This window comes from Ruegeria sp. N11 (genome assembly GCF_056531525.1).
The window spans coordinates 1-22,882 of record NZ_JBQFLX010000027.1; the positions used below are offsets into that span (position 1 = coordinate 1).

Annotated in this window: 25 protein-coding genes; 6 read left to right on the forward strand and 19 right to left on the reverse strand. The window is 52.2% G+C overall.

The features are described from left to right. The first annotated feature begins 137 nt into the window (after positions 1 to 137). Positions 138 to 497, forward strand: coding sequence for a tetratricopeptide repeat protein (locus tag ACR0J8_RS21530; protein ID WP_480892217.1), 360 nt, complete (start codon positions 138 to 140; stop codon positions 495 to 497). Between the two features lie 464 nt (positions 498 to 961). Here ACR0J8_RS21530 and ACR0J8_RS21535 read toward each other — a convergent pair whose 3' ends face one another. The 4 genes from ACR0J8_RS21535 to ACR0J8_RS21550 form a co-directional block, all read right to left on the reverse strand. After that, entirely contained in the window at positions 962 to 1,585 is a 624-nt protein-coding gene (locus ACR0J8_RS21535; protein WP_480892220.1) for a hypothetical protein, read from the reverse strand. Between the two features lie 219 nt (positions 1,586 to 1,804). Next, positions 1,805 to 2,551, reverse strand: a complete 747-nt coding sequence (locus ACR0J8_RS21540) for a hypothetical protein (RefSeq protein WP_170806687.1) — start codon at positions 2,549 to 2,551, stop codon at positions 1,805 to 1,807. A gap of 67 nt (positions 2,552 to 2,618) precedes the next feature. After that, the gene (locus ACR0J8_RS21545; RefSeq protein ID WP_010443743.1) at positions 2,619 to 4,259 is read right to left on the reverse strand and encodes a sulfatase-like hydrolase/transferase; all 1,641 of its coding nucleotides are present in this window, start codon (positions 4,257 to 4,259) and stop codon (positions 2,619 to 2,621) included. A 21-nt stretch (positions 4,260 to 4,280) separates the two neighbouring features. Continuing rightward, complete coding sequence (locus ACR0J8_RS21550) at positions 4,281 to 4,523, reverse strand: hypothetical protein (RefSeq protein ID WP_029622278.1); 243 nt, start codon at positions 4,521 to 4,523, stop codon at positions 4,281 to 4,283. 238 nt (positions 4,524 to 4,761) lie between these two features. Between ACR0J8_RS21550 and ACR0J8_RS21555 the strand changes: the two genes are divergently transcribed. Continuing rightward, a complete protein-coding gene (locus tag ACR0J8_RS21555; RefSeq protein WP_480892224.1) occupies positions 4,762 to 6,000 on the forward strand; it encodes a tetratricopeptide repeat protein in 1,239 nt (412 codons plus the stop codon). Between the two features lie 505 nt (positions 6,001 to 6,505). Here the strand turns inward: ACR0J8_RS21555 and ACR0J8_RS21560 are convergent. From ACR0J8_RS21560 to ACR0J8_RS21575, 4 genes are all read right to left on the reverse strand, one after another. Beyond that, positions 6,506 to 7,363 carry a DUF302 domain-containing protein gene (locus ACR0J8_RS21560; RefSeq protein ID WP_170520090.1) on the reverse strand — a complete coding sequence of 286 codons (858 nt, stop codon included), beginning with the start codon at positions 7,361 to 7,363 and terminating at the stop codon, positions 6,506 to 6,508. A gap of 16 nt (positions 7,364 to 7,379) precedes the next feature. Then, positions 7,380 to 7,742: a DUF4345 domain-containing protein gene (locus ACR0J8_RS21565; RefSeq protein WP_480536490.1), complete on the reverse strand. Its 363-nt coding sequence runs from the start codon at positions 7,740 to 7,742 to the stop codon at positions 7,380 to 7,382. A 1,477-nt stretch (positions 7,743 to 9,219) separates the two neighbouring features. Then, the gene (locus ACR0J8_RS21570) at positions 9,220 to 10,764 is read right to left on the reverse strand and encodes a ShlB/FhaC/HecB family hemolysin secretion/activation protein (RefSeq protein WP_480892227.1); all 1,545 of its coding nucleotides are present in this window, start codon (positions 10,762 to 10,764) and stop codon (positions 9,220 to 9,222) included. A 219-nt stretch (positions 10,765 to 10,983) separates the two neighbouring features. Next, complete coding sequence (locus ACR0J8_RS21575; RefSeq protein WP_170520097.1) at positions 10,984 to 11,916, reverse strand: SdiA-regulated domain-containing protein; 933 nt, start codon at positions 11,914 to 11,916, stop codon at positions 10,984 to 10,986. A 181-nt stretch (positions 11,917 to 12,097) separates the two neighbouring features. On the opposite strand from ACR0J8_RS21575, the gene ACR0J8_RS21580 reads away from it, so the two are divergent. Further along, the gene (locus ACR0J8_RS21580; RefSeq protein WP_480892230.1) at positions 12,098 to 12,856 is read left to right on the forward strand and encodes a DUF4956 domain-containing protein; all 759 of its coding nucleotides are present in this window, start codon (positions 12,098 to 12,100) and stop codon (positions 12,854 to 12,856) included. On the opposite strand, the gene ACR0J8_RS21585 is transcribed toward ACR0J8_RS21580, so the two are convergent. The 8 genes from ACR0J8_RS21585 to ACR0J8_RS21620 form a co-directional block, all read right to left on the reverse strand. Further along, a complete protein-coding gene (locus ACR0J8_RS21585; protein WP_170617077.1) occupies positions 12,857 to 13,798 on the reverse strand; it encodes a metallophosphoesterase in 942 nt (313 codons plus the stop codon). It abuts the gene before it with no gap. Beyond that, positions 13,788 to 15,221, reverse strand: coding sequence for a hypothetical protein (locus tag ACR0J8_RS21590; protein ID WP_480665951.1), 1,434 nt, complete (start codon positions 15,219 to 15,221; stop codon positions 13,788 to 13,790). Before ACR0J8_RS21590 ends, ACR0J8_RS21585 begins: the two co-directional genes overlap by 11 nt. A 19-nt stretch (positions 15,222 to 15,240) precedes the next feature. After that, positions 15,241 to 15,885: a protein-tyrosine phosphatase family protein gene (locus tag ACR0J8_RS21595; protein ID WP_170418739.1), complete on the reverse strand. Its 645-nt coding sequence runs from the start codon at positions 15,883 to 15,885 to the stop codon at positions 15,241 to 15,243. 120 nt (positions 15,886 to 16,005) lie between these two features. Further along, positions 16,006 to 16,179 (reverse strand): hypothetical protein, encoded by a 174-nt coding sequence (locus ACR0J8_RS21600; protein ID WP_157054209.1) that lies wholly within the window; start codon positions 16,177 to 16,179, stop codon positions 16,006 to 16,008. A gap of 42 nt (positions 16,180 to 16,221) precedes the next feature. After that, positions 16,222 to 16,527, reverse strand: coding sequence for a hypothetical protein (locus ACR0J8_RS21605; RefSeq protein ID WP_170418736.1), 306 nt, complete (start codon positions 16,525 to 16,527; stop codon positions 16,222 to 16,224). Between the two features lie 52 nt (positions 16,528 to 16,579). Continuing rightward, entirely contained in the window at positions 16,580 to 17,194 is a 615-nt protein-coding gene (locus ACR0J8_RS21610; protein ID WP_170624503.1) for a hypothetical protein, read from the reverse strand. Positions 17,195 to 17,249: 55 nt separating this feature from the next. Beyond that, positions 17,250 to 17,612: a hypothetical protein gene (locus ACR0J8_RS21615; RefSeq protein WP_170470484.1), complete on the reverse strand. Its 363-nt coding sequence runs from the start codon at positions 17,610 to 17,612 to the stop codon at positions 17,250 to 17,252. Positions 17,613 to 17,912: 300 nt separating this feature from the next. Further along, positions 17,913 to 18,212 carry a hypothetical protein gene (locus ACR0J8_RS21620; RefSeq protein ID WP_170617435.1) on the reverse strand — a complete coding sequence of 100 codons (300 nt, stop codon included), beginning with the start codon at positions 18,210 to 18,212 and terminating at the stop codon, positions 17,913 to 17,915. Positions 18,213 to 18,773: 561 nt separating this feature from the next. On the opposite strand from ACR0J8_RS21620, the gene ACR0J8_RS21625 reads away from it, so the two are divergent. The 3 genes from ACR0J8_RS21625 (at position 18,774) to ACR0J8_RS21635 (ending at position 20,653) form a co-directional block, all read left to right on the forward strand. Beyond that, entirely contained in the window at positions 18,774 to 19,289 is a 516-nt protein-coding gene (locus ACR0J8_RS21625; protein ID WP_480892237.1) for a DUF805 domain-containing protein, read from the forward strand. Between the two features lie 73 nt (positions 19,290 to 19,362). Further along, positions 19,363 to 20,133 (forward strand): hypothetical protein, encoded by a 771-nt coding sequence (locus ACR0J8_RS21630; RefSeq protein ID WP_480892240.1) that lies wholly within the window; start codon positions 19,363 to 19,365, stop codon positions 20,131 to 20,133. Beyond that, positions 20,117 to 20,653: a hypothetical protein gene (locus ACR0J8_RS21635; protein WP_480527451.1), complete on the forward strand. Its 537-nt coding sequence runs from the start codon at positions 20,117 to 20,119 to the stop codon at positions 20,651 to 20,653. The genes ACR0J8_RS21630 and ACR0J8_RS21635 overlap by 17 nt, the downstream gene beginning before the upstream one ends. Positions 20,654 to 21,122: 469 nt before the next feature. Here ACR0J8_RS21635 and ACR0J8_RS21640 read toward each other — a convergent pair whose 3' ends face one another. From ACR0J8_RS21640 to ACR0J8_RS21650, 3 genes are all read right to left on the reverse strand, one after another. Then, complete coding sequence (locus ACR0J8_RS21640; RefSeq protein WP_480527450.1) at positions 21,123 to 21,326, reverse strand: hypothetical protein; 204 nt, start codon at positions 21,324 to 21,326, stop codon at positions 21,123 to 21,125. A gap of 354 nt (positions 21,327 to 21,680) precedes the next feature. Beyond that, positions 21,681 to 22,250 (reverse strand): carboxymuconolactone decarboxylase family protein, encoded by a 570-nt coding sequence (locus ACR0J8_RS21645; RefSeq protein ID WP_142639617.1) that lies wholly within the window; start codon positions 22,248 to 22,250, stop codon positions 21,681 to 21,683. A 137-nt stretch (positions 22,251 to 22,387) separates the two neighbouring features. After that, positions 22,388 to 22,873, reverse strand: a complete 486-nt coding sequence (locus tag ACR0J8_RS21650) for a YHS domain-containing (seleno)protein (RefSeq protein WP_170790462.1) — start codon at positions 22,871 to 22,873, stop codon at positions 22,388 to 22,390. Positions 22,874 to 22,882 lie beyond the last annotated feature (9 nt).

A 22,882-nucleotide genomic window follows, 5' to 3' on the forward strand; every position in this document is an offset into this window, starting at 1 on the left:
GCCACATCATGCTCTGAACATGCGCCCACCTGTGCCTGAAACCTTATTAGAGAAACCTCAATTTAGTGGTGCCGAACGAGGGGGCTAGACAGCCGAATGATAGTCATATTTTGGATCTTGTCGGTATCACCGCCATCATGGCCAACGCCCCGGATCTTGCGGCCGAGGCTAGCGATCCAGAAAGACTAAGGTCAGGATCGGGTCGCTTTGGCGCACGAAATATTTGGGGTGTATCGCAACTGATGCTCGGGAATTACGAAAAGGTTGTCGAAGCTTTTAAAGGAGCGCCCGCTGCCGGTGCGCCTGTAAGTGCTCCTGCTCTCCTATTCCAAGCCGTTGCGCACGATCAGTTGGGACATACCGAAGAAGCTCAACGACTAGTCACTGAAATGCGTAAAACGTGGCCGGAGTTTCCATCTGAGTTTCTCACCGGCAGGATTTTCCACAATGATGACGCAACACGGCAAGCGATACTGGATACTCTGATCAGATACTGATGAAACGCATCGCATCGTTGCCGATGCAAAATTTTCTAGTTTCAGTCGCAGCGCTTTGCTGCGTTGGAAGCCATCGCAGAATGCAAGAGTTGGCAGATCCAGACACACAGTCTGCTTACTACGTATTTCTGTAGTTCGGGCAACGCGCGGCATCGGCCAAAGTGGGCTCTTTACAGACATTCTTCGAATTTTGCTGAGTGTCTGCTCTGCGGACAAAGTCGCCATCGAAGGCTGAACAATCAAGGACTATTTGCAGCCCAGAGGAGACAATCAAAACCGAGTTTTTTCGCTAACCAAATGCTGGAGGTAACCGCGCTTTGCAGTTGCACTTGATGCCGGCGTAGATCGACCTTAGTGCGATCAAGCAAATGTCCCCGAGCCGTGGTCAGACTAGCGACAGAGTTGACGCAGCGCGAGTTTCCGGCCCTGTTCGTTTCTTATGGAACTTGTTTCACGCCCATTCGTTAGAAAAAGTACTTGATTCCAATGTATGGACCATGCTGGTCGACATCATAGGCGAATTCACCGGAACTCAAAGTGTCACTATAGTCTACGCTAAAGTAACGATATCCGAATGTGAGCGCAGCTTTCTCCCACGGCTGATAGTCGAAACCAACGTTTGCGCCAACCTGGAGATCATTTCCACCGGCACCGAACCCGCCAAGTTCCAAAGACGCAATCCCAGTCCATTTCTGGTTTAGCCGCCACATTCCGCGTATTCCGACTACTGGTTCGATCCAGCCCTGATCTCCGCCCAATGTAGGTGGATTTCTCGGTCCCGGGGTAGTTAGGTCAATTTCCTGACGAATGGAGTTGTACCTCAGACCGCCTTGGAGATCGATTGCATATCGCTGGCTCCTGCTACCGTACACGCCATTTGCAACACGGTAAGCCCCCAGCACACCAAACCATTTTTGACGAACGTCGACGTTAATCCCGGCACCGAGAGGGCCAGGCAATGTGGTATCCTGTTCGATCCCCACATAATTCGCATCAACGATGATCCCAAGATCCCCGTTCCAAGCCTCGTACCGGCCGGCTGCCGCGAAATCGAGCACATCCAGGACGTCACCAAGGTCCAGATCCAATTCCGCGGATTGTCCAGCCACGGTTGACGTACCTGTGGTTCTTAGGGGTGTGAACAGATAGAATGAGGCTTCATGCCGCCAGCCTGTTTCGTTTTGACCTGGCGCAGGTAGAGACTGAGCGCGGGAATGCCCGGGCATAGATAATACGCCGGACAGAAATACGAGTGCGCTAATTAATCTGAGATGGAGCATCGGAGTTTCCTTGCATATTGGCGGCGGTTAGTAGTTGAATCTGAGACCTATGCCGGCACCTTGGTCGTAGGGTCTGTCAGCACCAATACCGACCAACACATCTGCGTAGAGGGCAATTCCAGGGCTGAGGTTCTTACCGATCTGGAATTCTGCGGTCGCGGGCCACGCATCATTATCCCAATCGTATGGAGCTTTGATATCTGCTTTGACCCAATACCCGTCACCAAATGGCTGAAGCGCAATAAGGCGCATCGCAGTCTGGCTGACATCGGTCGAACCGTTATATGAAGCAAAGTGCTGGACCAGAGGGATCAGAGTCAGCCCAGTATTAGTGTTTGCAAATGCGAACCCACCAAATGGGGCTATCTGATCCGACCCGGTGCCGATGCCTTCGTCAGGGTCACCAAAATCGAGGATCCACTCCAAACCAAGTGCGGACTTCACGCTCCAGGTGTCATTCAAGGGTTTCTGTGAGGGAAAGTAGATCAGCTTGAAGCTTGTCTTTTCGAACCCGTTGAACCTTTCGCCAGTAGCATTCGTTGAATTGTAGTGGAGCTCGTATTTTAGTTTTAGATCGGGGCGTAACATGTATGCACCATCGACAAAGGCATCCTGACGGTCTGCACCCCGTGCCAAATCGAAGTACTGATATCGAATGTCGGTGTTGTTAACCGCAGCCAATGGATTTGACGCGTTTTCCTCAGCTTCGGAAGCAGAGCCTACCACGACCAGTGCATAGATCAGAGGAACAAGACAATGGAAGTTGCGTAACATCATACACCTGGGAGAAGTTGGATGGTCAGGTTAGACGGCGACAGGTTCTCGCCGCCGTCTACCTTCATCATTGCCAGCTGGAGAAGACTTCTCGGGTCAACTCGCTTTCGGGACGAAGGTTCTCAATACCTTCATACGGCACACCCTTGCCCAGCGGCAGATGCGGGTGTTTTGCAATGGTTTTCTCATGCCGCTTCACCATGTCTTGGAATGATGCACCGGACCATAATGAATACCCGACAAGCGGATGTTCTTCACGTGGGTCGCGATAGACATTGAACACGGGGGCCGCAGCTCCGGGCTGACCGGGGGCCGGCAAATGCATTTTGAACTCTTGCTTCACGACTGAACGCAACACGGGCCCTTCGTACACATAGACGTAGTCGCGACGCGAGTTGCCTTCACCTTCAAGTAGCAGCGCAGTCTGGTCAATGCCGTCGATCACGCGGTCGCGCGGGATGCGGTCAGTTGCGCCTGCGATCCGCGCGAAGGTGGTGAACAGGTCAGATACATGCACGATGTCACCTGCTGCACTACCTGGCTCAATAGCGCCGGGCCAGCGGATGAACGCGTCAGTTCGCACACCGCCTTCAAGGTGCTGCGTCTTGCCGCCGCGATAAATCAACTGGTTCAGACCGGACGTTCCTTCGTAGTGATACATCAAGCCATTGTCAGCCATGATCATGACGACGGTGTTGTTCGCCTTGCCAGTTTCATCCAGCTTAGCCAGAACCTCACCGATCCAGCCGTCCAGAACCTGCAACTTGTCGGCATGAAAGCCACCATTGCGGGAAACGGCTTGATCCGGATAAGCAAAATTCAGCGGATAGAGTGGCCAGTATTGCATAAAGAATGGGTCGTCCTGCGAGGCGAGGCGGTCTAGCTGTTCCAGTGCCTGTCGCTGATAGCGCAGGTTCATTTCTTCGTATTTGGCCTGTGTCCATTCTTCGCCCGGCGCCATGTCGACTTCGCGAGCCAAGCCGCCTACTTCCCCTTCAACGCCGGTTACCAGACCGTAGGGCTTGAATCGCTCATCCAGCTGGAATTGGTTGGACTGACCGGATGGATGGAAGCCAAGCATGTTGTTGGCAACCATAGCATCCCGGGTCATCAGGCTGAGTTGAACCTGCTGATGCAAGGGGAATGCGGCCCAATCAAACCCTTGGTTGTGCGGATAGGCCTGCTCAATATCGCCCTGGTGCCATTTCCCAACATGCGCAGTGTTGTATCCTTCTTCCTTCAGGATCTCGGCAATCGTGACTTCTTCAGCTGCAAGACCTTCGCCAACCAGCGCAACTTTGACCTCTTCAACGCCGGCGCGCACCGGATGACGACCGGTCAACATGGCCGTTCGTGTCGGTGTGCAGGATGGCTCAGTATACATCCTCATCAAGGACATACCTTCGGTGGCAAAGTCGTTGATGTTGGGCGTATCGAAACCGGTGACGTAGTTCATCGTCCGGTTACCCATTTGACCGAAGCTGACATCGTCGATCAGGATATACAGGATATTGGGCGGCTGGCCGCCATTGGCGTCGCGGATCTCGGCAAGTTTCGCCTCAATCTCGGTGTCCTGCGCATCCCATTGCTCTCCAAACTGTGCGCGCAAGAACTCAAACTCTCCATCATGGATGATGGGCGCATCCTGGGCAAAACCCGCGCCAGCCATCAGCACCATGGCTGAGGCATGTTTCAATAATGATCTCATCGGTATCCCTTCCCCTATGGATTACATCTTTCCTGCGCGCCGCAGCGATTGGAGGATTTCATCCCGAAGACCATCCAGGGTATCGCGGATATCGCAGGCGAATTGGTACGAGTGGCTTCCCGGCTCCGAGTTCATTGACAGAAACTCGTCACATAGAAGCTGATAGTCGCGGCAGATCTCATCGAATTCCGTATCCGCGCGCCGTAAATCCGCAATTGCGGTTTGGTGATCGGGAAACAGGGTATCAAAGGCGTAACGTTCCAATTGCGATGACTCATTCGATGGATCAGCAGACTGCCCTGAGTTTTCGCCGAATTCACTTCTCACAAAAGGTTTATCGGGGCATAATACGGTGTAATCTAATGCGTAACTTACTGAAAATATGGATTTAACCAAAGACACATCTACTGCACTGAATGAGGGCGGGTCACCTGTGCCCAAAGATGTTCGGGCGGCACTTCAGCGGCTTGTCAAATCTTCGACCTTCGCGGGTTCGCAGCGATTGCAGGACTTTTTGGTGTATGTGGTCGAAGAATCGCTCAACGGTCGGGCCGATGATATTCGTGCCAAGACCATCGCCATGGATGTTTATGGTGGGACCCCGTCAGAGATGTCGCGCCGTGAAAACGTGGTTCGGGTCGATGCTGGTCGACTGCGTCGCAAGCTTGCCGAATACTATGCCAAAGACGGTCTCGAAGAAGGCACGATATTCGACCTGCCAAAGGGCGGCTATGCACCTGAGATTCTGGTCAGGTCGCCCGAGACGTTTCAGCCTCCTCCGGCTGGGTCGGAAATCAGAGCAAACACTTGGCGTCGCCCGTTCGTTGGAGTTGCCGGCCTCTTCGTTCTAGCCTGTTTTGTCGTTGCTGTTGTGGTGCTATCGAAAAAACTGGCGGATCCAGTCGGTTCGCCAGCCGACGGACTGAGTCGTGACGAGCGCAGCGCCATATTTGATGCATCCCCTATGCGCCTTCAGGCTGTAAATCTGGCCAATACTGGTCGTGATCTAATCTTTCCGGCCTTGGAACCTGCGCGTCTTGACGCGGCCTTAACCATATTCAAGGGGGCAATTGAAAACGACGAAAGCTACTTCGGCGGTCATGCAGGCGCTGCGCAGGTCGCTGCGACAATTGCTGTGCTTACATCAGATGCCGACCTAGCTAAGGAAATGTTGAACTACGCCGACGCTCAGGCAAACAGGGCCATCGAGTTGGCCCCGGAAACGGGGTGGAGTCAGTCCGCAATGGCCTGGGTCAAGTTTGCCAAGGGAAACTGGCCTGAGGCCATAGAATTTGCGCAAAGAGCACGGCGTTTGGCACCGCACGACGTACATGTTTTGGAGTTCGTCTCGCTGGTTCTTCTCTATTCCGGTTCATTTGAACAAGTCGTAGAAATTAGCGAGGACGCACTTTCAAAAATCAAACTAGAGCGGGGTTATGTGTTTCAGAACGCGATGGGGTCAGCAAAGTTCCATATGAAGGACTATGAAGGCGCTGTGTCAGCCTTTGAACGAGTAACGGAAAAAGGCGGCCCTGTCGGACCTGTAACCGTTGCTTACCTAATGGCGTCACATCAGATGTTGGGGAATAAGGCTGAAGCTCAGACTCTATCTGAACAACTGTCACGCGAGTGGCCTGACAGTCGCGTGGGTGCGCTGTTTGAGAAGCTTTTTGCAAATCCGCAATACGGGGAAGACCTTGGTAACGCAATGAGACAGGCCAATTGGAAGCCACCAAGTTAGGAGTTTGAATTCGAATTGCGGCCGCTATTTCTCGCAATGCGGTCGTTCGCTACAACTTGCTTGAACGTCTAATTTGCGGACTTTGCCGCCATTGGCATTATTGCTCCAAAGGGCCGCAGACAGCCCAAAACGGACATTGAAATTCGAGCGTCACAAATCCGGCAGTTCGGACAAATATCCCTTTTAGTTGACTGGTTTGCACGACAACTACCAAAAATTGAACGAGCTCTTTCAACAGTGCAAAGTTATGGGCAATTCGTGCAATCTTATGCGCAAATACCGCGCAAAATTATAGGTGAGCACACACGAATTTCCTGAATGAAATCAAGGGAAGGAATGCAGTGTTATGCGCGTCCCTACATTAGGTGTATACTCGCGCCCAGGGCAACATTGCCCGCAAATTGCCGTTAGGGGTTAAGTGTAGCGATGGTCTGTACCCAGCCCAGAATGGGCAGCTAAATACGGAATATAGCAATTCAGAAAAATTGTGACTTCCAACCAGCGGCTACTCAATTGCAGTGCGAAATGTTGAGGTAAGCCGTTTGTTCAAACCGTAATGAGGTTCGGCTGAAGAACCGTAGTGCAATTCCGCCAATGCAGCGATGTCATTGAAAATCACTACGGAGCCGCCTTCTTCATTCGCGTAAACTAGTAGTTTTTGGCAAAAGGCATCCAAACCAATTGCCGGAAAGCCCGCCATAGCTACGCCACCGGGTGCTGGTCCGCCGAACAGTAAAAGTACCGCCTCCGGCAGGTCCACCCCCAGTTGGGACGCTTCGGTCGCAAAATCGATTTCCCCAAACCACACAGTATCGTCCTGCCCCATCACAGCTGTCCTGAGACGTTCTACTGCCTCTGGTACGCTGAGCAGAGTTTGCAGTTCGATGACCCCATAGTCGGCAAACAATCCGCTGGTTGGCGCTGGTGTTGCATCCAAGTCGTTTAGAACTTCGAGCATCTTGCTCTCAAATGCATTTAACGCTTGGGTGTCATTCAGACCATGCCGCACTTTGAGAAATTGAGAGTCTGTGTAAGCGATCTGTGGGTTACCATCCTGATCGAAGGAAAGTACGCGAAAAGGAAGGTCCAGACCTGCTCGCACGGTCTCTTCCAGAATTGGCGTGTTTATCTCAGGATCAGAAAAAATGAGTACACGAGACGCTGGCATTTCTACGCCTTCGGCTTTGGCCAGTCGCGCGTGATCTATCGATGCGATTGGAGTATCTCCCGCTTTGGCAACGACAGTCTCAACCGCTAAGAAGTTTTCGTCCACCGCAGTCTGGATGGTTGACGATTGTGCCAGAGCGGATGTCGACACAGATGAAGTCGCAACCATCGAGAGAACGAAGAAAAACCTCAGCATTTTACCACTTCCTGTTTCATCGTACTTTTTTCAGCGAAACCGCCGCCAGGGCTGCAAAAGCTATCTCGGCCGCAAGATAAAATAGAAGTATCCCGTTCGGAACTCCATCGATAAGAATGCTTAGTATGCGTCCAACGGCCAGTCCCGACATAAACAAAAATAGAACCCACAGCGCGGGGCGTTGTAATTCTGGTTTCGAAGCGGCCGCCAACCAGAACAATGCGTTTGCCAGGTAAAGACCCATAATCGCTCGGAACACGTGGGTTTGGTTCGTCCCTTCCACCGGAAATCCCAGCAAAACTGGGATCGAACTGCCGGGCATCAGACCGTATGACAACGCAATTGGCACGAGGCCAACGGCAGCAAGCAGAAGGACCAATCTAGCACTCATGGAGGACTCCTTCTCGTAGAGGATTCGCTTTTTTGCGAAATTCCTAGTCGGTTTTTTGGGGCATCCGATGATCCGAGCCGGATGCCCAAACAGCACTCAGAAAGGCATATTTTATGCCTCATTAACCTTCTGAGCGATGACACCTTCGGTTGATGTCTATTCTTCAGCTTAACCTTGGTCGGAAACCAGCTTCCCACTCGGAAGAATTCCTCTAAGGTTTCAAGATGTGCCTTTACCAGACTGGCGCTACTGCTGCTTTCGTTTGACCGAAATAATGCAGCCAGAGTGTTTTGGATGTCGTGCCGGTACATCGCGTGCCATTGCGTCCACGTTTCCGAGGTGCCGCAACGCTCCGTTGTTCAGCAACACGCCTCGCCCAGCATCATACCGGCGCTGTCCAAATCCGCTGGCAACGCATTCCCAGTCTTCCTTGGCCGCCGCGTTGCGGAACCTCGGTAGGTCGTGCGGGTCATGTCGTCCAGGTGTTGCTGCGACGTGATCGTGTTTCTTCGCATTACTTTGGTGGGTTAAATGGTGGGTCACTTGTGTTGTGCCAGGTTGTTGGACAGTACCGGTTGTCGGCCTCGGCTTTGGGCGCATGATTGTCACGACGCCTTGTGGTTTCGGATGTCCTGGGACGGCCACGTGAGTTGCCGTCGGTTTTGGTGTCAACTGTGGAACCTGACCAGGAACCGCCGTGGGAACCTGATTGGGGGTTGCGGTTGGGACAAGCGGTGGTGTCGCTGTAGTACCGCTGGGTTGCGGAACACGGCCGGGCACTGCGACCGGAATCTGGTTTGGTGTTGCAGTCGGGACGAGCGGTGGCACAGCAATTTGACCGGTGGGCTGAGGTGGGACCTGACCAGGAACTGCGACTGGTATTTGGTTTGGTGTTGCGGTGGGCACAAGTGGTGGCACCGCTGTTGGGCCGGTAGGTTGAGGTGGAACCTGGCCAGGGATAGCTATCGGAACTTGATTGGGAGTTGCAGTCGGAACTTGCGGCGGCACCGCGGTAGGACCGGTAGCCAATGGCGGAACCTGATTTGGAACAGCTGTCGGAACCCGGTTTGGTGTCGCGTTTGGTGCCAAAGGCGGAGTTAGGGTCGGCGCTACTACCGGCGTGGGAACCTGACCAGGAACCGCTATTGGTGTCGCAATAGGAACCTGACCGGGAATTGCGTTCGGGACCGCGCCCGGCGCTAGGACTGGAACAGTAACGGAAGTGGGCGTTTGCTGCGTTCCCTTAGGCGGCAACTGATTTGCCACCGGCTGAGTTGGGCCAGTAACTTGATTACCTGCCCCTTGCCCACCAGCCTGCCCGCACCCTTGGCTCGACTGATGTGGGTTCCCTACGCCTCGGCACCATCCGTAGTGATTTCCGCGCGCAACGACCTGCGTGGCGGCCAGTTCAGCAATCAAACAAGCTGCGGTAAGTAAAGCAATGCGGTTCAGTTTCATAACATTCTCACCAACTTGTTGTCAGAGCAAGATATGCGCCAGGATCGCCAGAGTCGGTCAAAGGGCCGTCTCTCAAAGGAACACCGACGTATCCGGATAGGAATAGGTTTTGCTTAAACTCAATGTCCAACCCCAGACCTGTCGATGCCAGTGTAGCATTATCAACTTCAAAACTCGCAGGGTCATTGTTCGAGATGTAACCCACGTCAAAAAAGGCAAAGGGCGTTAGGCGATGAATGCTTTGGGAACTTGGAAAATAGGAGTGAGACACTTCGAAAATCGCGGAAATCCCGGAATCACCATCCACTTCGTCAAAACGATATCCGCGCAAAGCATAACGATCACCAAGGAAGTACTCTTCGACAGAGGGCAGCCGATCTTTTGTGTACTGCCCCCAAATCTCGGCGCGCCAAGCTGTGTTGGGCGACAAGCCCGTTAATGGGCTTTCGTATCCGACGCCGCCTCGTAGATGCCAGAACGAGGAGTCTCCGTCGTCAAAATTCGCGTCTGTCGTGTCGTTGTCATTGTCACCAAAAGATAAGGTTAGCCCCGCTTCCAGAGCTTGTCCCTTTGGATAGTTTTGCCCGTAAAGATATGTAAGGCCAACGACACTTGCGTCACTGGATAGTGGAACGCCACCACTGACGGAATCCGCTTTTGAAAGGCGATAGTCCAGAAGAAGGTATCCGTAGCGGGCCACATCGCGGATCACGGGGTAACCCATCGCGACGGTGAAGTTCTCGCCGTCTATATCGGTTCTTGCAAAGTCCCCCGAGAGGTCGCGCTTCGCGTTTATGTTCCCATAAAAAATCTCGCCGTACAGACCATTACTGTTCAGCGGCGTGCGATAGGTAAGAGCGCCCCATAAAGAGTGTTCATCGTCTTTGTCCCAGTTGTAATTGCCGGAACCTTCAAATCGCAGCAAATCCCCGACGGTCAGCGTTGAATAAAACTCTTGTACGACATAGAAACTGAGCGCTTCTCCAAGCTCACGCGGAGGGTTGTCGAGTGTCGCACTACCGGCTTGTTTTCGCAGGGGCTCTCCCAATACTCTCAGCCGAGCACCAGCCTGATCCGGGTAATCAAGTTCGGTCGACAATTCCAAGTCAGGTATGTCCTCGGCCAGCATCACTGCCCGCTCAAATCGTTTCAGCGTTATGGGATAGGAGGTGGTGAGGGGCTGAAAAATCTTCTCTAGTGTTTGGAACGTGCGAGTATCTACGCCTTCAATTTCGATGGTTTGAATGCGCCCTTCATCAACAATTATGCTCTGCCCATCGGGACCGGGCCAGGCCTCAGCCAAGAAATAACCGTCTTCTCGGTAGATCTGAGTGATCGCTGAGGCGACCTCCAACGCTGTGATGCGCCCTGACCGATTGAAGGCCAACTGACCGGCAAAAGTTAACAGCTCATCCGCATCATACACCGTTACGCCGCTGACCGAGTGCTGGGACGCGATGTCCCAGGTTTGGGCAATGCTACTTCTTGGAACTGATGCAGTGGCCACAAGAGTGCAAATGATCGCAAAAACAACTGAGCTGAATACGCGCATTTTTGACAACCTTAAAGTGACTGAGCATGTTGAAGGCTAATGTTATTATGTGGTTCGCATGTGTGAACCTGACGCTACTCGAATGTATTGATGGGTGATGTTTTTAAGAAACACAGTGAACAGAACGCAGATTTACTTAATATGCCGCACATACGACGGCGCTCAATTACACAACCCGGCTTTTCAACAAGTTAGAGTAGAGAACTAGTAGAACAATCCTCACAATTCCGGTTGCTCAAAAACATAAAGCCGCGATTTCTTGGCATCGTCTGTCAGGATATAGAGAAGCCCTCTGGTCTCATCGAGGGCGATCCCTTCGGGATGTTTAACTTCTTTTTGTTTTCCATCTTCTGTGAACGTCAAACTGATAGACTTTACGGACTTGGACACTGGATTGTAGACGAAGATCTGACGGCTTTTGTCACTCACAATCCAAAGAGAACGCGAGGACCGGGACCATGCCAGGCCACTCAAATCCAGTTCATCATCATCTACACGCTCGGAGATAAAACCTGCATCGCGGGCTAAAGGAATGATCTCAATAATTTCGTCTAGCTCTGGCGATAACACCATTAACAACCTTGGTTGTCCCTCAATGCCAACGAAGACCCGCCCGGATTCCGGGTCAACGGCGATGCCTTCGGGTCCCTTGTTCAATGGGTTGCCGACGAGTAATGCAGCGGCGGTCGGGTAACCTTTAAGAGATGCGAGAGGTATTGTCGTCAGTTGAATGGGGTCAGTTGGGTGAACGACTAGGATTGATCGGTCAGTTTCTTGAAGCACCAAAACAGACCCATCCTTTCGAGGTGCAACACCCTCCAAATCTGATCCTGCCAATGCTGGCAACTTGAAAGAGTTTCCTAATACCCCGTCGACTCCGAGTAGGTGCAGTTTAGGTTCGGCATCACTTACAGACCACAAGAAGCCTTCAGCGTTAGACATTGCCAAACCGGAAGGCTCTGAAAATCCCTCTGATTTGTCTGCCACCTTGAATTTATCGACCAGAACCAAACCAGCACTTTCGGCGTAGGCAAAATCGGTCCAAGGCAAGAAGGCTGCCGCAAACAAGCTGGCCGTAAAAGCGAGTCGTCTAAGTTTGCAGAAACACCGTGAAATTTCAGCTTTTGACGAAAACACTCTGTTTTCTGTCATTGGATTCTCTCGCGCTTGGACCACATCCCTGTATCAGCGTTCGTATCACAGTCCGGATACGATGTCCGAAGAATGCACTGTAATCTCTTTACCTGATCCCGCCTGTTGCGATTGAATTGAATAGGGCACGATGTGCTTTTGTTAAGCGTAAGCCTTTGGCTTGAGCAGGAAGGAAGACAAGTTGAATACGACCCTCACACTTGTGACCGTGTTGTTGATGCTGCTGTTGCCAGGTGCTGCGGTGTCACAAGTCGACCCTGCGACGATGCTGGCCGGGGCTTCGGGGTCAGAAATCGTTATCGAACGCCGGTGGACGCAGTTTCGTGGCAAACAGGAACTGTATTTCTTTACTCTCGATGTGATCGTCACGATCATTCTGGCTGGCTTGATCGTCTATCATCCGGTGAGACGTAAAGCCCGTAGAAGCGTCCGCGACATAGTTATGCCAAGGCTTTTCTTCCTGTATGCGCTTATCGGCATGGCGGTTGGTTTTCTGGTGGTTCAGCACGGGTCAATGATCGGTTTTGTCATATTTGGAATCGGAGCGTTGCTCAGGTTCCGCTCCAATCTCGATGATCCGGTGGACACTGTCGAAATGATAATCGTGACTGTTCTTGGTCTTGCGGTCGGTTTGGGCTTGCCGCTGATGGCCACACTGGTGGCGGTTGTATGTTGGTGTTTCATTTGGCTCGGTGGACGAAACAAGGGTGTGGAAATTTCGCTCAAAGCTTCAGACGAAGAACACTCATTGAACGTCAGCGGCGCCATTGAAGCTATGGCCGCAGACGCTGGCTGGAAGCTGGTCAGAAAACACCACGTCCCCGGAAAGTCTCGCGTCTCATTGCTTTTCATCACCTCGGGAGGGCTTTCAGAAGCCCGGATCGAAGAGATGGTAAACGATCTGGTCCCAGAAAAAGTCGAACTGAAACTCAACCTTTAGTCATTTAACAAGGTCCAAACGTTTCAACACCGCGTTCGGGGATCTGATCTCTTTCGGAAGCGACTTGAAGTTAACCGACCTTTCGAAATCGGGTCCTCGATATACTGCTATCCCAAACTCTCCGTTCGGCTGGAACGTAACATGAGTGAAGCTGTGAGGTGATCTGGCGCTATCGCCAATAAGCCGCCGCGGACCACCTCCCAAACAAGCTTGGGAGACGTAAGCTACACCGTCTTTCCAACCGGGATAGAAGGCATGATGGTGGCCTGACAGATGCAGAACGACACCGCTTTCCAAATAGATTTTTTCAAGTGTCGGATCACCGATGATTTCGCGCTCGCGCTGGATCGCGAAGGGCCAAAGTGGGAGGTGACTGAAAGTGACAATCGGGTCCCCGTCTGCACCCAGTTCCTGTAGCCGGTCCTGCTGATCACCGGATAGCGGGCCCAGTGTCGTTGCATCCAGAGACGCAAACGTAATGCCCTGCATCTCAAATGCGTAGAAGAACGGGTAGTCATCTGAAACCAGGAAATCAACGTCTGGTTTTCTCGGAGTCCATTCCTCTGCGTATATTTTTCTTTCACGCTCGAACCCACGGTAGGCGGAGGCATCATGGTTTCCAGGCGTGACCGCAAATGGAATGCCGGCAGCCTCTAAGGGATCTGATACCGCCTCGTGAAACGCCTTCCACATCTCCCTCACCTGTTTGTCGGACAAGTTGGGAATGCGCTGTCCCGCGACCATATCGCCCGTCGAAATCACCAAATCGGGATCAATCTCGACTATCCGCTTAATCGCCTTGTCGACGCGGGCATCGTATTTCACCGAACCATAGCTGCCGTTCAGATCCGATATGACGATAACATCCAATGCCGCCGCTTTGCAGGCGATCAGAGTGGTCCAAATGAACGCCGCGAAAAGCGTAGAAAGCCTACGGGTCATTACAATCCACTGTCTCTACCTCGGTGTTGTTTCTCAAAAAGAATGCGACAGGATCCAAGTCGAACATCAAATCACCATTAGAACAATTGTCCTGGAGAATGGACGTTGCCAGCTCGGTGTTTTTTACAACTTGTGCAATCTGCCTATCTGACAACCCAAGGCTTTGCGATAGCCAGCCGTAGACGGGACCTTGAGATTGAAGATCACTATTCAAAGCGACCAAGCGCCGATACACGCTTGGAGAGAAGTGCCGCATTTTCTCCAGCATTTGAGTGGATTTCGCGAAGTTGGCATACTCGACACGCCCGCCAGCATCGTTGTCGTTTAGATTGCTGCGACGGATCAATAACGCGTCGGCGGGAACGTCTCCATCGTTTGGCTCATGGTGCTTGGCTTTCTTATGCTTCAGCTTTCCGTCTTCGACCCAATACCAATAGGGTGTGAAGTCTATGTTTCCTACGCGGTCCTGCTGGCTAAAGATGAAATCGAGGAGTACAATCTCGGTAAGTTCTTGCATCCAAAATGCCATCTGTTGGTCGCTGACATCGGGACCGAGATCCTTGTTGATCATCCGGTCTCTTCGACCTTCTCCGACGCCCTCTACAATGGCCTCTGGCAAGGGTTTTGAAGAACGCAAAGCCAAGAAAGCAGGAGTTTCCTGAAAATCGCGGTTCTGACCTTTTCCCCAACCAGATTTACGGGTGCCGTTGATTTCCGAGCCGTATCGATGCCCAGGGCTATCAAGCAGCACACCGAATATTTGCGTTCGATCTGCGGTGAACAGATCGTCGGTTGGCTGGTATGAGTTCGGGTCAGCATCCGCAGCTGCGAAGACCCGCCAGCCTTCGTGGTTCATGCGCCCGCCATGAGAGCCACCAGAAATCGCAAGGCCAGGCTCGGCGACCTCGGAAAAATGCGCCTGGGCGTCCATGCTACGCCAAACGGCGACTGGAACTTTTACAGTCGCGTCGAAATATCTGGAGAAATGATAGTAAAGCAGTGAAGACGTGGAAAAGGTTCCACTGGTGCCTTTTTGGTTCATGGTGGACTTGAATTTAGCCACCCTGTCCTTAGCCAGATCTTTTGCCGCCTTCCCCTCTTTGCAAGCGTTTCTCTCGAATTCAGAACGGTTCCCCACGTAAGGTCCTTCCGAAATATCGTAGACTGCCATTCCTGGGCTGGTGCTCCAGGTTTTTGGGCAAATAGCAATTTCGGAGGCATAGAAATCAATCTCGCAATAGGCCGTTTCTTCCTCAAGATCGCTTTTCTTATACTCGCCCGTTGGAACTTTTTCGATCCGAATACAGCGTTCAGTAACGCCGTTGGGACTATCAAATGTCGTGGCTTCACCGAGAACATCGTCGTTCGCCCACAAGACAGTGGGTGCAATTAAAGCAAATGACCCCAGAAGATTGAACTTCATTTTGATAGTCCTCCCAATATCATTTGGGGCAAATCGCTGCCTGTTGCTCGTTGGAGATCTTCAATTTTGGGTCGACACTGAAGTTGGAAAATTTTGAGTCAATCCACTGGTCGCACCCGCCTGAACAAGGGGCTCCGTTTCGGGCATCATTCCAATATTCCTTGGCCCTTTCTTCTGTCCAACCGCAAAACTGAACGAGCGCCATCGCCGACAATGCACCTGAGGAATGAACGCCCCACATGCAGTGCACCAGAACAGGGCCCTTTCCAGGGTTTTTAATCACCTCGTGTATGGACGCCATGACAGCATCGGGTCGAGAGGATCTGGCGCTCTGATAGTCAAAGGATCCGTTTCCGCAGCTGGTGCGACCGTATTCAGTGTTTTTGCCGAAGTCGGCATAAAACCCGGTTGAAAACCCTTCGCCGCACAGAGTTTCGCGTTGACCTTCACTTAGGCCAGTTCGATCCTTGTCGCCGCCCTTGAAACCGGATCGATACAACACTCCGCTTAAGACTGGGCGAAAGAAAGCGACACCATCAATGCCTCCGTCACCACCCTTTGAAAGCATTTGACTGTTGCTTGGACCGCCATTTCGACTGGTCACGTCAGAATTCGCAGCGGTTGCGAGAACACCAATGAATATGAGGGACGCCAAAAACCGCATGCCAAATCCTTTCTATTCTTGAACCTTTAATGCTCAAACTCTTGCGACCTGATAGTCTCTCGGAAAGGCTAGTTCATGACAACCATATCAAGTGGGCAAATAGCTTTCCGCTGTGAAACTTTAGATGGGCCACACGAGATTGATGATAACGACGACTACGAAGTAGGCTAGAACAACTTTCCAGTTCCATTGGTGCTTGTTTTCTTCGTTGATCACGCCAGCCGATTTCAATGCCAGGTTAGTGATGATTAAGGCGACAACGATGACCGCCGCGTGTGCCAGGTCGAATTGCAAGTTTGGGCTCCTTCTCTTGGATTTGGGATTGATGGAAATTTGTCAGCAGTCACCTGATGGCAGCATAGCTACATCTGAGTACCTTCCCTCAGACGTCGTGATCTGAGCACATGCACCTGTATCCTTGTTAAACCAGTACGAGGTCAGCCCTTCGCTTCGGATGAGTTCAAATCCGAGACTTTGGATGCCCATTTCAGCTTGGCCCGCTCTTGCCCCTTCAAATGGCGAAAGATCGCTAGAGCTGCCCACAGTTGGTGCACTTGCATCCACCGATCCGCCACTCTCTTCGCATGCTGCAAGTGCAGAAATACATACCGCGCCGATCACCATTAGGACATTGGTTCTCATGTGTTTTTCCTGGCTGTTTTGGGAACGTGTTCAAGGGCTTCTGGTCGATCACCTATTCAATTCCGAAAATTACGTTGTAGCCGACGGAAGAGTTGCTGCGATTGATAACCTCCACAACATGATCACCAGATTGCCAAAGCTGCCCTCGATACTCCTTGTCCGCCGACATTAATCCCAACAGTTCAGAACCATCGGGGTTACGAATAACGTAGTCTAAGGAGCCATTTCGCGGAGCAACGCGGACGTAAAGAAACTGTTCGTTTTTTGCCCCGAGAACATATTGCTGTGACGCTCCGGGCGCGAGTTCACCAACGAGTTCGGCGCCGGTGGAACCAGCATCGAATTTGACACGTTGGCTACCAGTAGACCCGGCGGCGCCTGCCATGGCTCCACCGCCATCATCCATCGCTTCGACAACCGACATCTCGCCGATGCTACCATCCTTGTACGCGATGCAGCGCCAAAGTGTTCCGCCTGCGTCTCGTAGCATGACGAGCGTGCCCGCTTCTGAGAACTCTGAGCTTTCAATCGTACCTGATTGACCGTCTGGTCCTCCAACCTGTCGCAAATGATCGATACACGCGTCGTCTGCTTCAGACATTGCAAAAGAAGCCGTGCCTGCGATTGCGAACATCGGTGCGAGGAATTTGAGTACAGGGAATTTCATCAGATGGTCCCTTGCTGGCTGATCCTTAGAGTTTTGTTCCGTACAAAGCGGAACCTCACTTCGCGTCTCGTAACTTTGACAGAAATTCATCGCATGCCTGCGCGCTGCCGACGATCTCGTCCGTCGTTTCAATTCCTTGCAGTGACGCCATTTCGGAATTTACGCGGTTGAGGATCTGATCCGCTTGCTCGGCGGTGATAAGGTTCTCAGCTTGTGCTCCTTTCAATGTGGTGCAGACACCGGCGGACAAGCCTGTCGCAACGCCGACACCCACCGCGGCCCCGCCACCCAAGGTCATCGCCCCAACCACGCCGAGGACGAGCCCGATCACAATTCCCAAGATTACTTTTCCCATGTTTTCCTCCCTTTTGGTGAGAAAGAGTTCAGCCACCACTACTGGCGCAATCTGCGTGCCCATCTGCAAATCAAAACCAGCGCTAACAGGTTGAGCGCCGGAGCAATCGCCGCGAACCACGGCTTGGCGGAATCCGAAAATAAGTCCGCCACAAGTATCCAAGGTAGTCCCAACGGCAGCAGGAACACTCCGGACAAAGGGTCTCGTTCCTGTCCCAACCAGCCAAATGTGCCCGTCAAGAATGCAACCAACGCCAACAGGTACATGACCGCGAATACGATGATGGTGGTTCTACAAACCAAGTCGAGCCTCAGCAGATCAAGCCAGTGCTGCGCAGCCGTTTTCAGCTACGCAGCAGACTGCTCACAATGCGCCTTCGTCGCCAAGGAACTCGATACCAGCTGTCGCGCCATCACTGTAAGCAATGCAATTCCACGGAGCGCGATCCTCGCCAACGCCGACTGTGACCTGTGTTCCCGCCTCGCTAAACGCGGATGAGAGCACCACGACTTGTGAATTGTTCGTTGTGCTGGCTACATCTCGCAAACACGCCTGCTGAGCCGGCGTGAGTTCGGCGGACGCACTGGATGTACTCGTCTCGTCGCAGGCTGCAAGCAATGCGAAACAAGTTGCGCCTGCAATCATCACCATCTTGTTGGACATTTTCTTCTCCCTCTTGTTCCCTTGAAATTAGTGAAATTGGATGGGCTTGTTTGAAGTTCTCGCGTCAGAGCAGGCTATGGAACATACTTCGACCCTGTGATTTCCCTTCCCAACAACTTGTCGCGGGGGGCTTGGTCGGCGGGACGATATTTCGTTGACTATCGGGGCCGACAATAACGTGTGAAGGCCGAATGACGTCACTAGCAAATGCTAGAGCAAACTCTGGACAGAGGGCGAGTACGTTTAGTCTGAGCATCGCGTCCTCCCAGCGCTCAATCATTGTAAAGTGCCTTCCGACCGCCAGCACTCACTCCAGCAGTCGGAAGGGCTCGGCACAGCGAGCAGCAACGACAACAACGGAGGTAAAATAAAGTTGTGTCGAATTCGCATGTTTGAATCTAATTTTTAATAAATCAATATTTTTCCTGCGCGTAAATTTCTCTACGCTCTCGTACGATAGGCCTCTGCGTTCAAACAAAAAAGTAAGTGGGAGCTGCGAGTGTGTTCCCCCGAGCGGCGAAGCAATTTGAGGCCGCACAGAAACAATGAAGGGATTGAAAGATGGGATTTGGTGAAGCCGTTAAGACGTGTTTCTCGAAATACTTCCAGTTTTCCGGTCGGGCGAAACGTTCAGAATACTGGTGGTTCTTCTTGTTTGTAGTTCTCGTGAGTGCTGCTTTAGCTGTGCTGGATACAATCATATTTGGGACTGACCCTGAAACAGGGCAAGGATCTCGGGTCCTGTCCTCTGTTTTCCAACTGACTGTTCTCATACCTATGCTGGCTGCCGGTTGGAGACGGCTGCATGATACAGGACGACCTGGCTGGTACTTGCTGCTGCCGATGGCGCTCAGCATTACAACGCTTTTTGTTATGCTGGGTGGGGTGGCGTTCTTCTCGGTATTGGAGCAAGGGACGGAAAACCCCGATGCATTGCGAGGACCCGCGGCAGTCCTGGGCATGACCGGTATTGTTGTTGTCTCAATACTTCAATTGGTTCTGTCCATTCTGATGATCTGGTGGTTGACACGACCTTCCCAAGAAGGCGCAAACGAATACGGCGCATCTGTTTCTTGACCTGGCTACCCGGGCAATTGGCTGGAATCTCTGCTGAACGACAGTGCGAACTACAACACCATGGAGAGAGAAAATGAGTTTCAAAACGATTTCCACTGGGACGCTGATGGTGGTTATGGCGACTACAGCATCAGCGGAGTGGTCGTTTAGTTCCGGGCCCAATCCCAATGCATTTATTCAATCTGGAAACATGACGCTGGAACTTCAGTGTAACCGTATCCGCTTTGCGCCGGCTGGATATGAGGACAGCCAGGACATTGTGGAGAAGCAGGGGCTTTCCATTCGATTTTTGAAGAACGGCACCACCGAAGTTGGGGCATTTCAAGTTGGCGCAGAAAACGCGGCTTTGCAGATCGTCGACAATTTTCCTGTCGAGGTCAGTTTCAATAGTCAGCAAGACTATGGTTTTGTGCTGGACCAGCTTGCGGTCAATGCATCGGTTAATTTGTCGATGATTGATCAAGATGTCAGCTACGGAATCTTTGACTTGAAGGGTTCCAGCGCGGCAATTCGGTCCCTTCGTTCTGCCTGCGACTCGGATGCTAGCCAAGAGGCCTCATACGAAGCACCCGAAGGCATCGTCTATTGCGGTGGCGGAGGCATAAAACGCGTGATTGAACCCGTAATATTGGATAATCCGGAGGGGGAGTGGGACGCACGTGTAACGGTCAACGGTGAGGCGATAAGAGCTATGACTGCCTACAGTTACTTCGGAAACTCAGAACCACCGGCCGGATTTGTCGTCGCCCTGCTTGGGGAAGACAGGTCCGAGTTTCTGATTTTTAGCGAAGGCTCGGTAAACTGGATGGAGTACGGAGATTACAGATATGATCAATGCAATTGACGCCGCTTTCCAACCGGCTTCCCAAAAAGTGCGCCAGTTAAAAGGTGTGGTTTCCTGGCTTGTTCTGGTTTCGGGTCTAGTTTGGACCTCACCAGCTATCGCGGCTGACGTTTCGCAACTTCCCACCGGTTTGCGGGCAAAGGTTGATCTGGCGGCACAGGCCTGCGCGGATTTCAACGACGGTCAGTTTGACTTAGATTGGGGTGCGGTTGAAAGGGTTGATCTCGACGGAGATCTAAAACGCGACTGGGTTCTGAATGAATCTGGCTTTGCGTGTTCGAGCGCCGCATCTCTTTACTGCGGCACTGGCGGATGCATGTCGCACTTTTGGGTTAGTGAAGAGGTGCACTCCTTGCTAAACCAAGGCTGGACGGTTGTTGACTTTGGACGCCAACGCGTTGTCCTTGCGGACGTCCATGGATCCAATTGCGACGGTATAAACCCGACGCCTTGCGTCACGGCTAGTGTTTGGGATGCCGAAGCCAAGACTTGGCGCTCGTCTGCTGGCGATTGGGAATAAGTTGCATTTGAGAATTGCAGATAAGCCATAGGAACTGGTTTGTTAGATGGGTTCTCTGTGGCACGCAAACTTATGGGCAAATCGTGCAAAGTTATGCGCAAATACCGCGCAGAGTTATGGGCAATCTTCCAAGATTTTCTTCAATGAAATCAATGTTGGGAATGCAGCGTTATGAGCGCACCTACATCATGTGTACACGCGCAGCAGCTTTTGCAGTCATTGGTTTTGATTTTCTCATAACATCTTCCTTGTTGCGTTGCAGATGACCAATATTTGGCAAGCACCAAGAAACAAATCGAGAGACATACTCGGGACACCAATCTTCATTTTTAGGGAGGGTCGGGTTGAGGCTGCGCGTCCAACGGACTCAGCTACTCCTTTTTCGCATACTACCCAGTGAAGCCGTCAAACTTCTTATAAGTACCAATGACACTGCAACACGTTGTCTGCTCGTCTTCGCCCTCTGTAATCAAGACCCGATATTCGAGACCTCGAAGTAGGTATTCACCACACGCAACAAGTGCTCATAATCCCCCTGGACGGCGTCCTCCAGAAAATTCTGAGTTCTGGCTTTCTCGGCTCCGGCTCTTTCGGCTGCGGACTGGCAGCGCGCCAGCACTTGAAAGGCGTTTGCGTTTGTTTTGGGTAGGTCGATGGTTGCCAGTTTTTTCATGTCAAATCCTCATTTAGAATACCGGGCCATCTTTGCAGGTCGAAATTAATCTCAGGTATAAGAATTGCGGATATTGCCCCGATCCAGAGACTGATTGGGATTTAACATAAGTCGCGATTATGCTGCGTTTTCGCTCTCGTCAGCCAATCTCCGCTGCCTTCGGACATCAGTCAGTCGTGAAATCTAGATCAGTTCTAGCGTTGAGCCGAGAACACAAAGTGCTTCTCCGTTCCGTAAGGTCAGCGATGCGCAGGAATCCGGACTTTGCTGTCGGACGTCTAAAATCAGATCCCCTTCTTGTCGGGAATCAAACACAGGTCCAAAAGCAAGATTAACAAATGGGCGGGCGTCGCGCTATTCAGCCACTGCCGCGACCGAGGCGATCCATGCATTTGGCACAAAGGCATCATCCAACGCGGTTTCCGCCACATGGTTCGTATAGTTCGACAGGGTTTTCAACGCTGTGCCGAGGATGACTTCCAGCATAGATCGGCGTGTGTAACCAGCCGTCAGAAACGCCTCGACCTGTGCGTCGCTGGGCCAGCCTCGGCTTTCGTTGATCACGATGGCGAATTTGCGCAGCGCTTCCAATTTGGGGTCGGCGATAGGGCTGCCATCGCGTAACGCTGCGATCACGTCTTCGGGGACACCGGCCATCTGTGAAAGAGTGGTATGGGCGGCCATGCAGTACTTGCACCCGTTCAACCGGTTGTTAGTCATAAGGATGATCTGGCGCTCAGTCTCTGACAGGCTGGTCTTTCCAAAGATGCTGGAAAGTGTCGTATAGCCTTCCAAAATTGCGGGCGCTTCGGCCATGGCCGCATAAAGGTTGGGTACAAAACCATATCCTTTCAGCGATGCTTCCAGAATTGGTTTCGCGGCATCAGGGGCTGAGGCGATTGTATATGTCTCAAAATCAGTCATGTCTGGTTTCCTTTGGGAAGAGTTTTCGACACACGCGAATTGTCATTGCGGACAGGGTGTCTTGGAGAAATGCCGGCCTTTTGGGGAGGGGAGAGGCAGCGGTGGCTCCGACCGGCAAAAGCCACCAAATTCCTCGATCAAAGGCTGCCGACAGGCGTGTGGTGGATGTCTGCCCACTTGGCATGGGCGCCTTGGATCACGGTCTCTTTGTCCTCAAGGTACTTCTTGAAGATTTCCTCATTCACAAAGAGATAGAGCTTGTCGTCCACGATATCGGCATACCGAACATCGCCATCAAGCTTCTTGCCTACATAGACGCCAAAGGCGCAGAACCCGCCGAATTGAGGCAGATGTGCCGTCGGATCCGCCTCGAATGTGGCTTTCGCTGCCTGCGACGCAAAATAGTAGTCCACTCCATCATGGGCCGATGTAAAAGTGGCGTTGCCCATTTCGGGTATTTCGGCTTCAAACATCGATACAGGATCGACGCCATGCATGCCGAGGGGCTGCCCAGTCAAGGTAAGACTGTTCGAAACGTTGTATTCATCGTCAGCCAATGCCGCCGCCGCCAGGGCGAGAGTCAACGCTGTTGTAAGCGCGGGAAATGTAAAGATGCGTGTCATGATATGTCC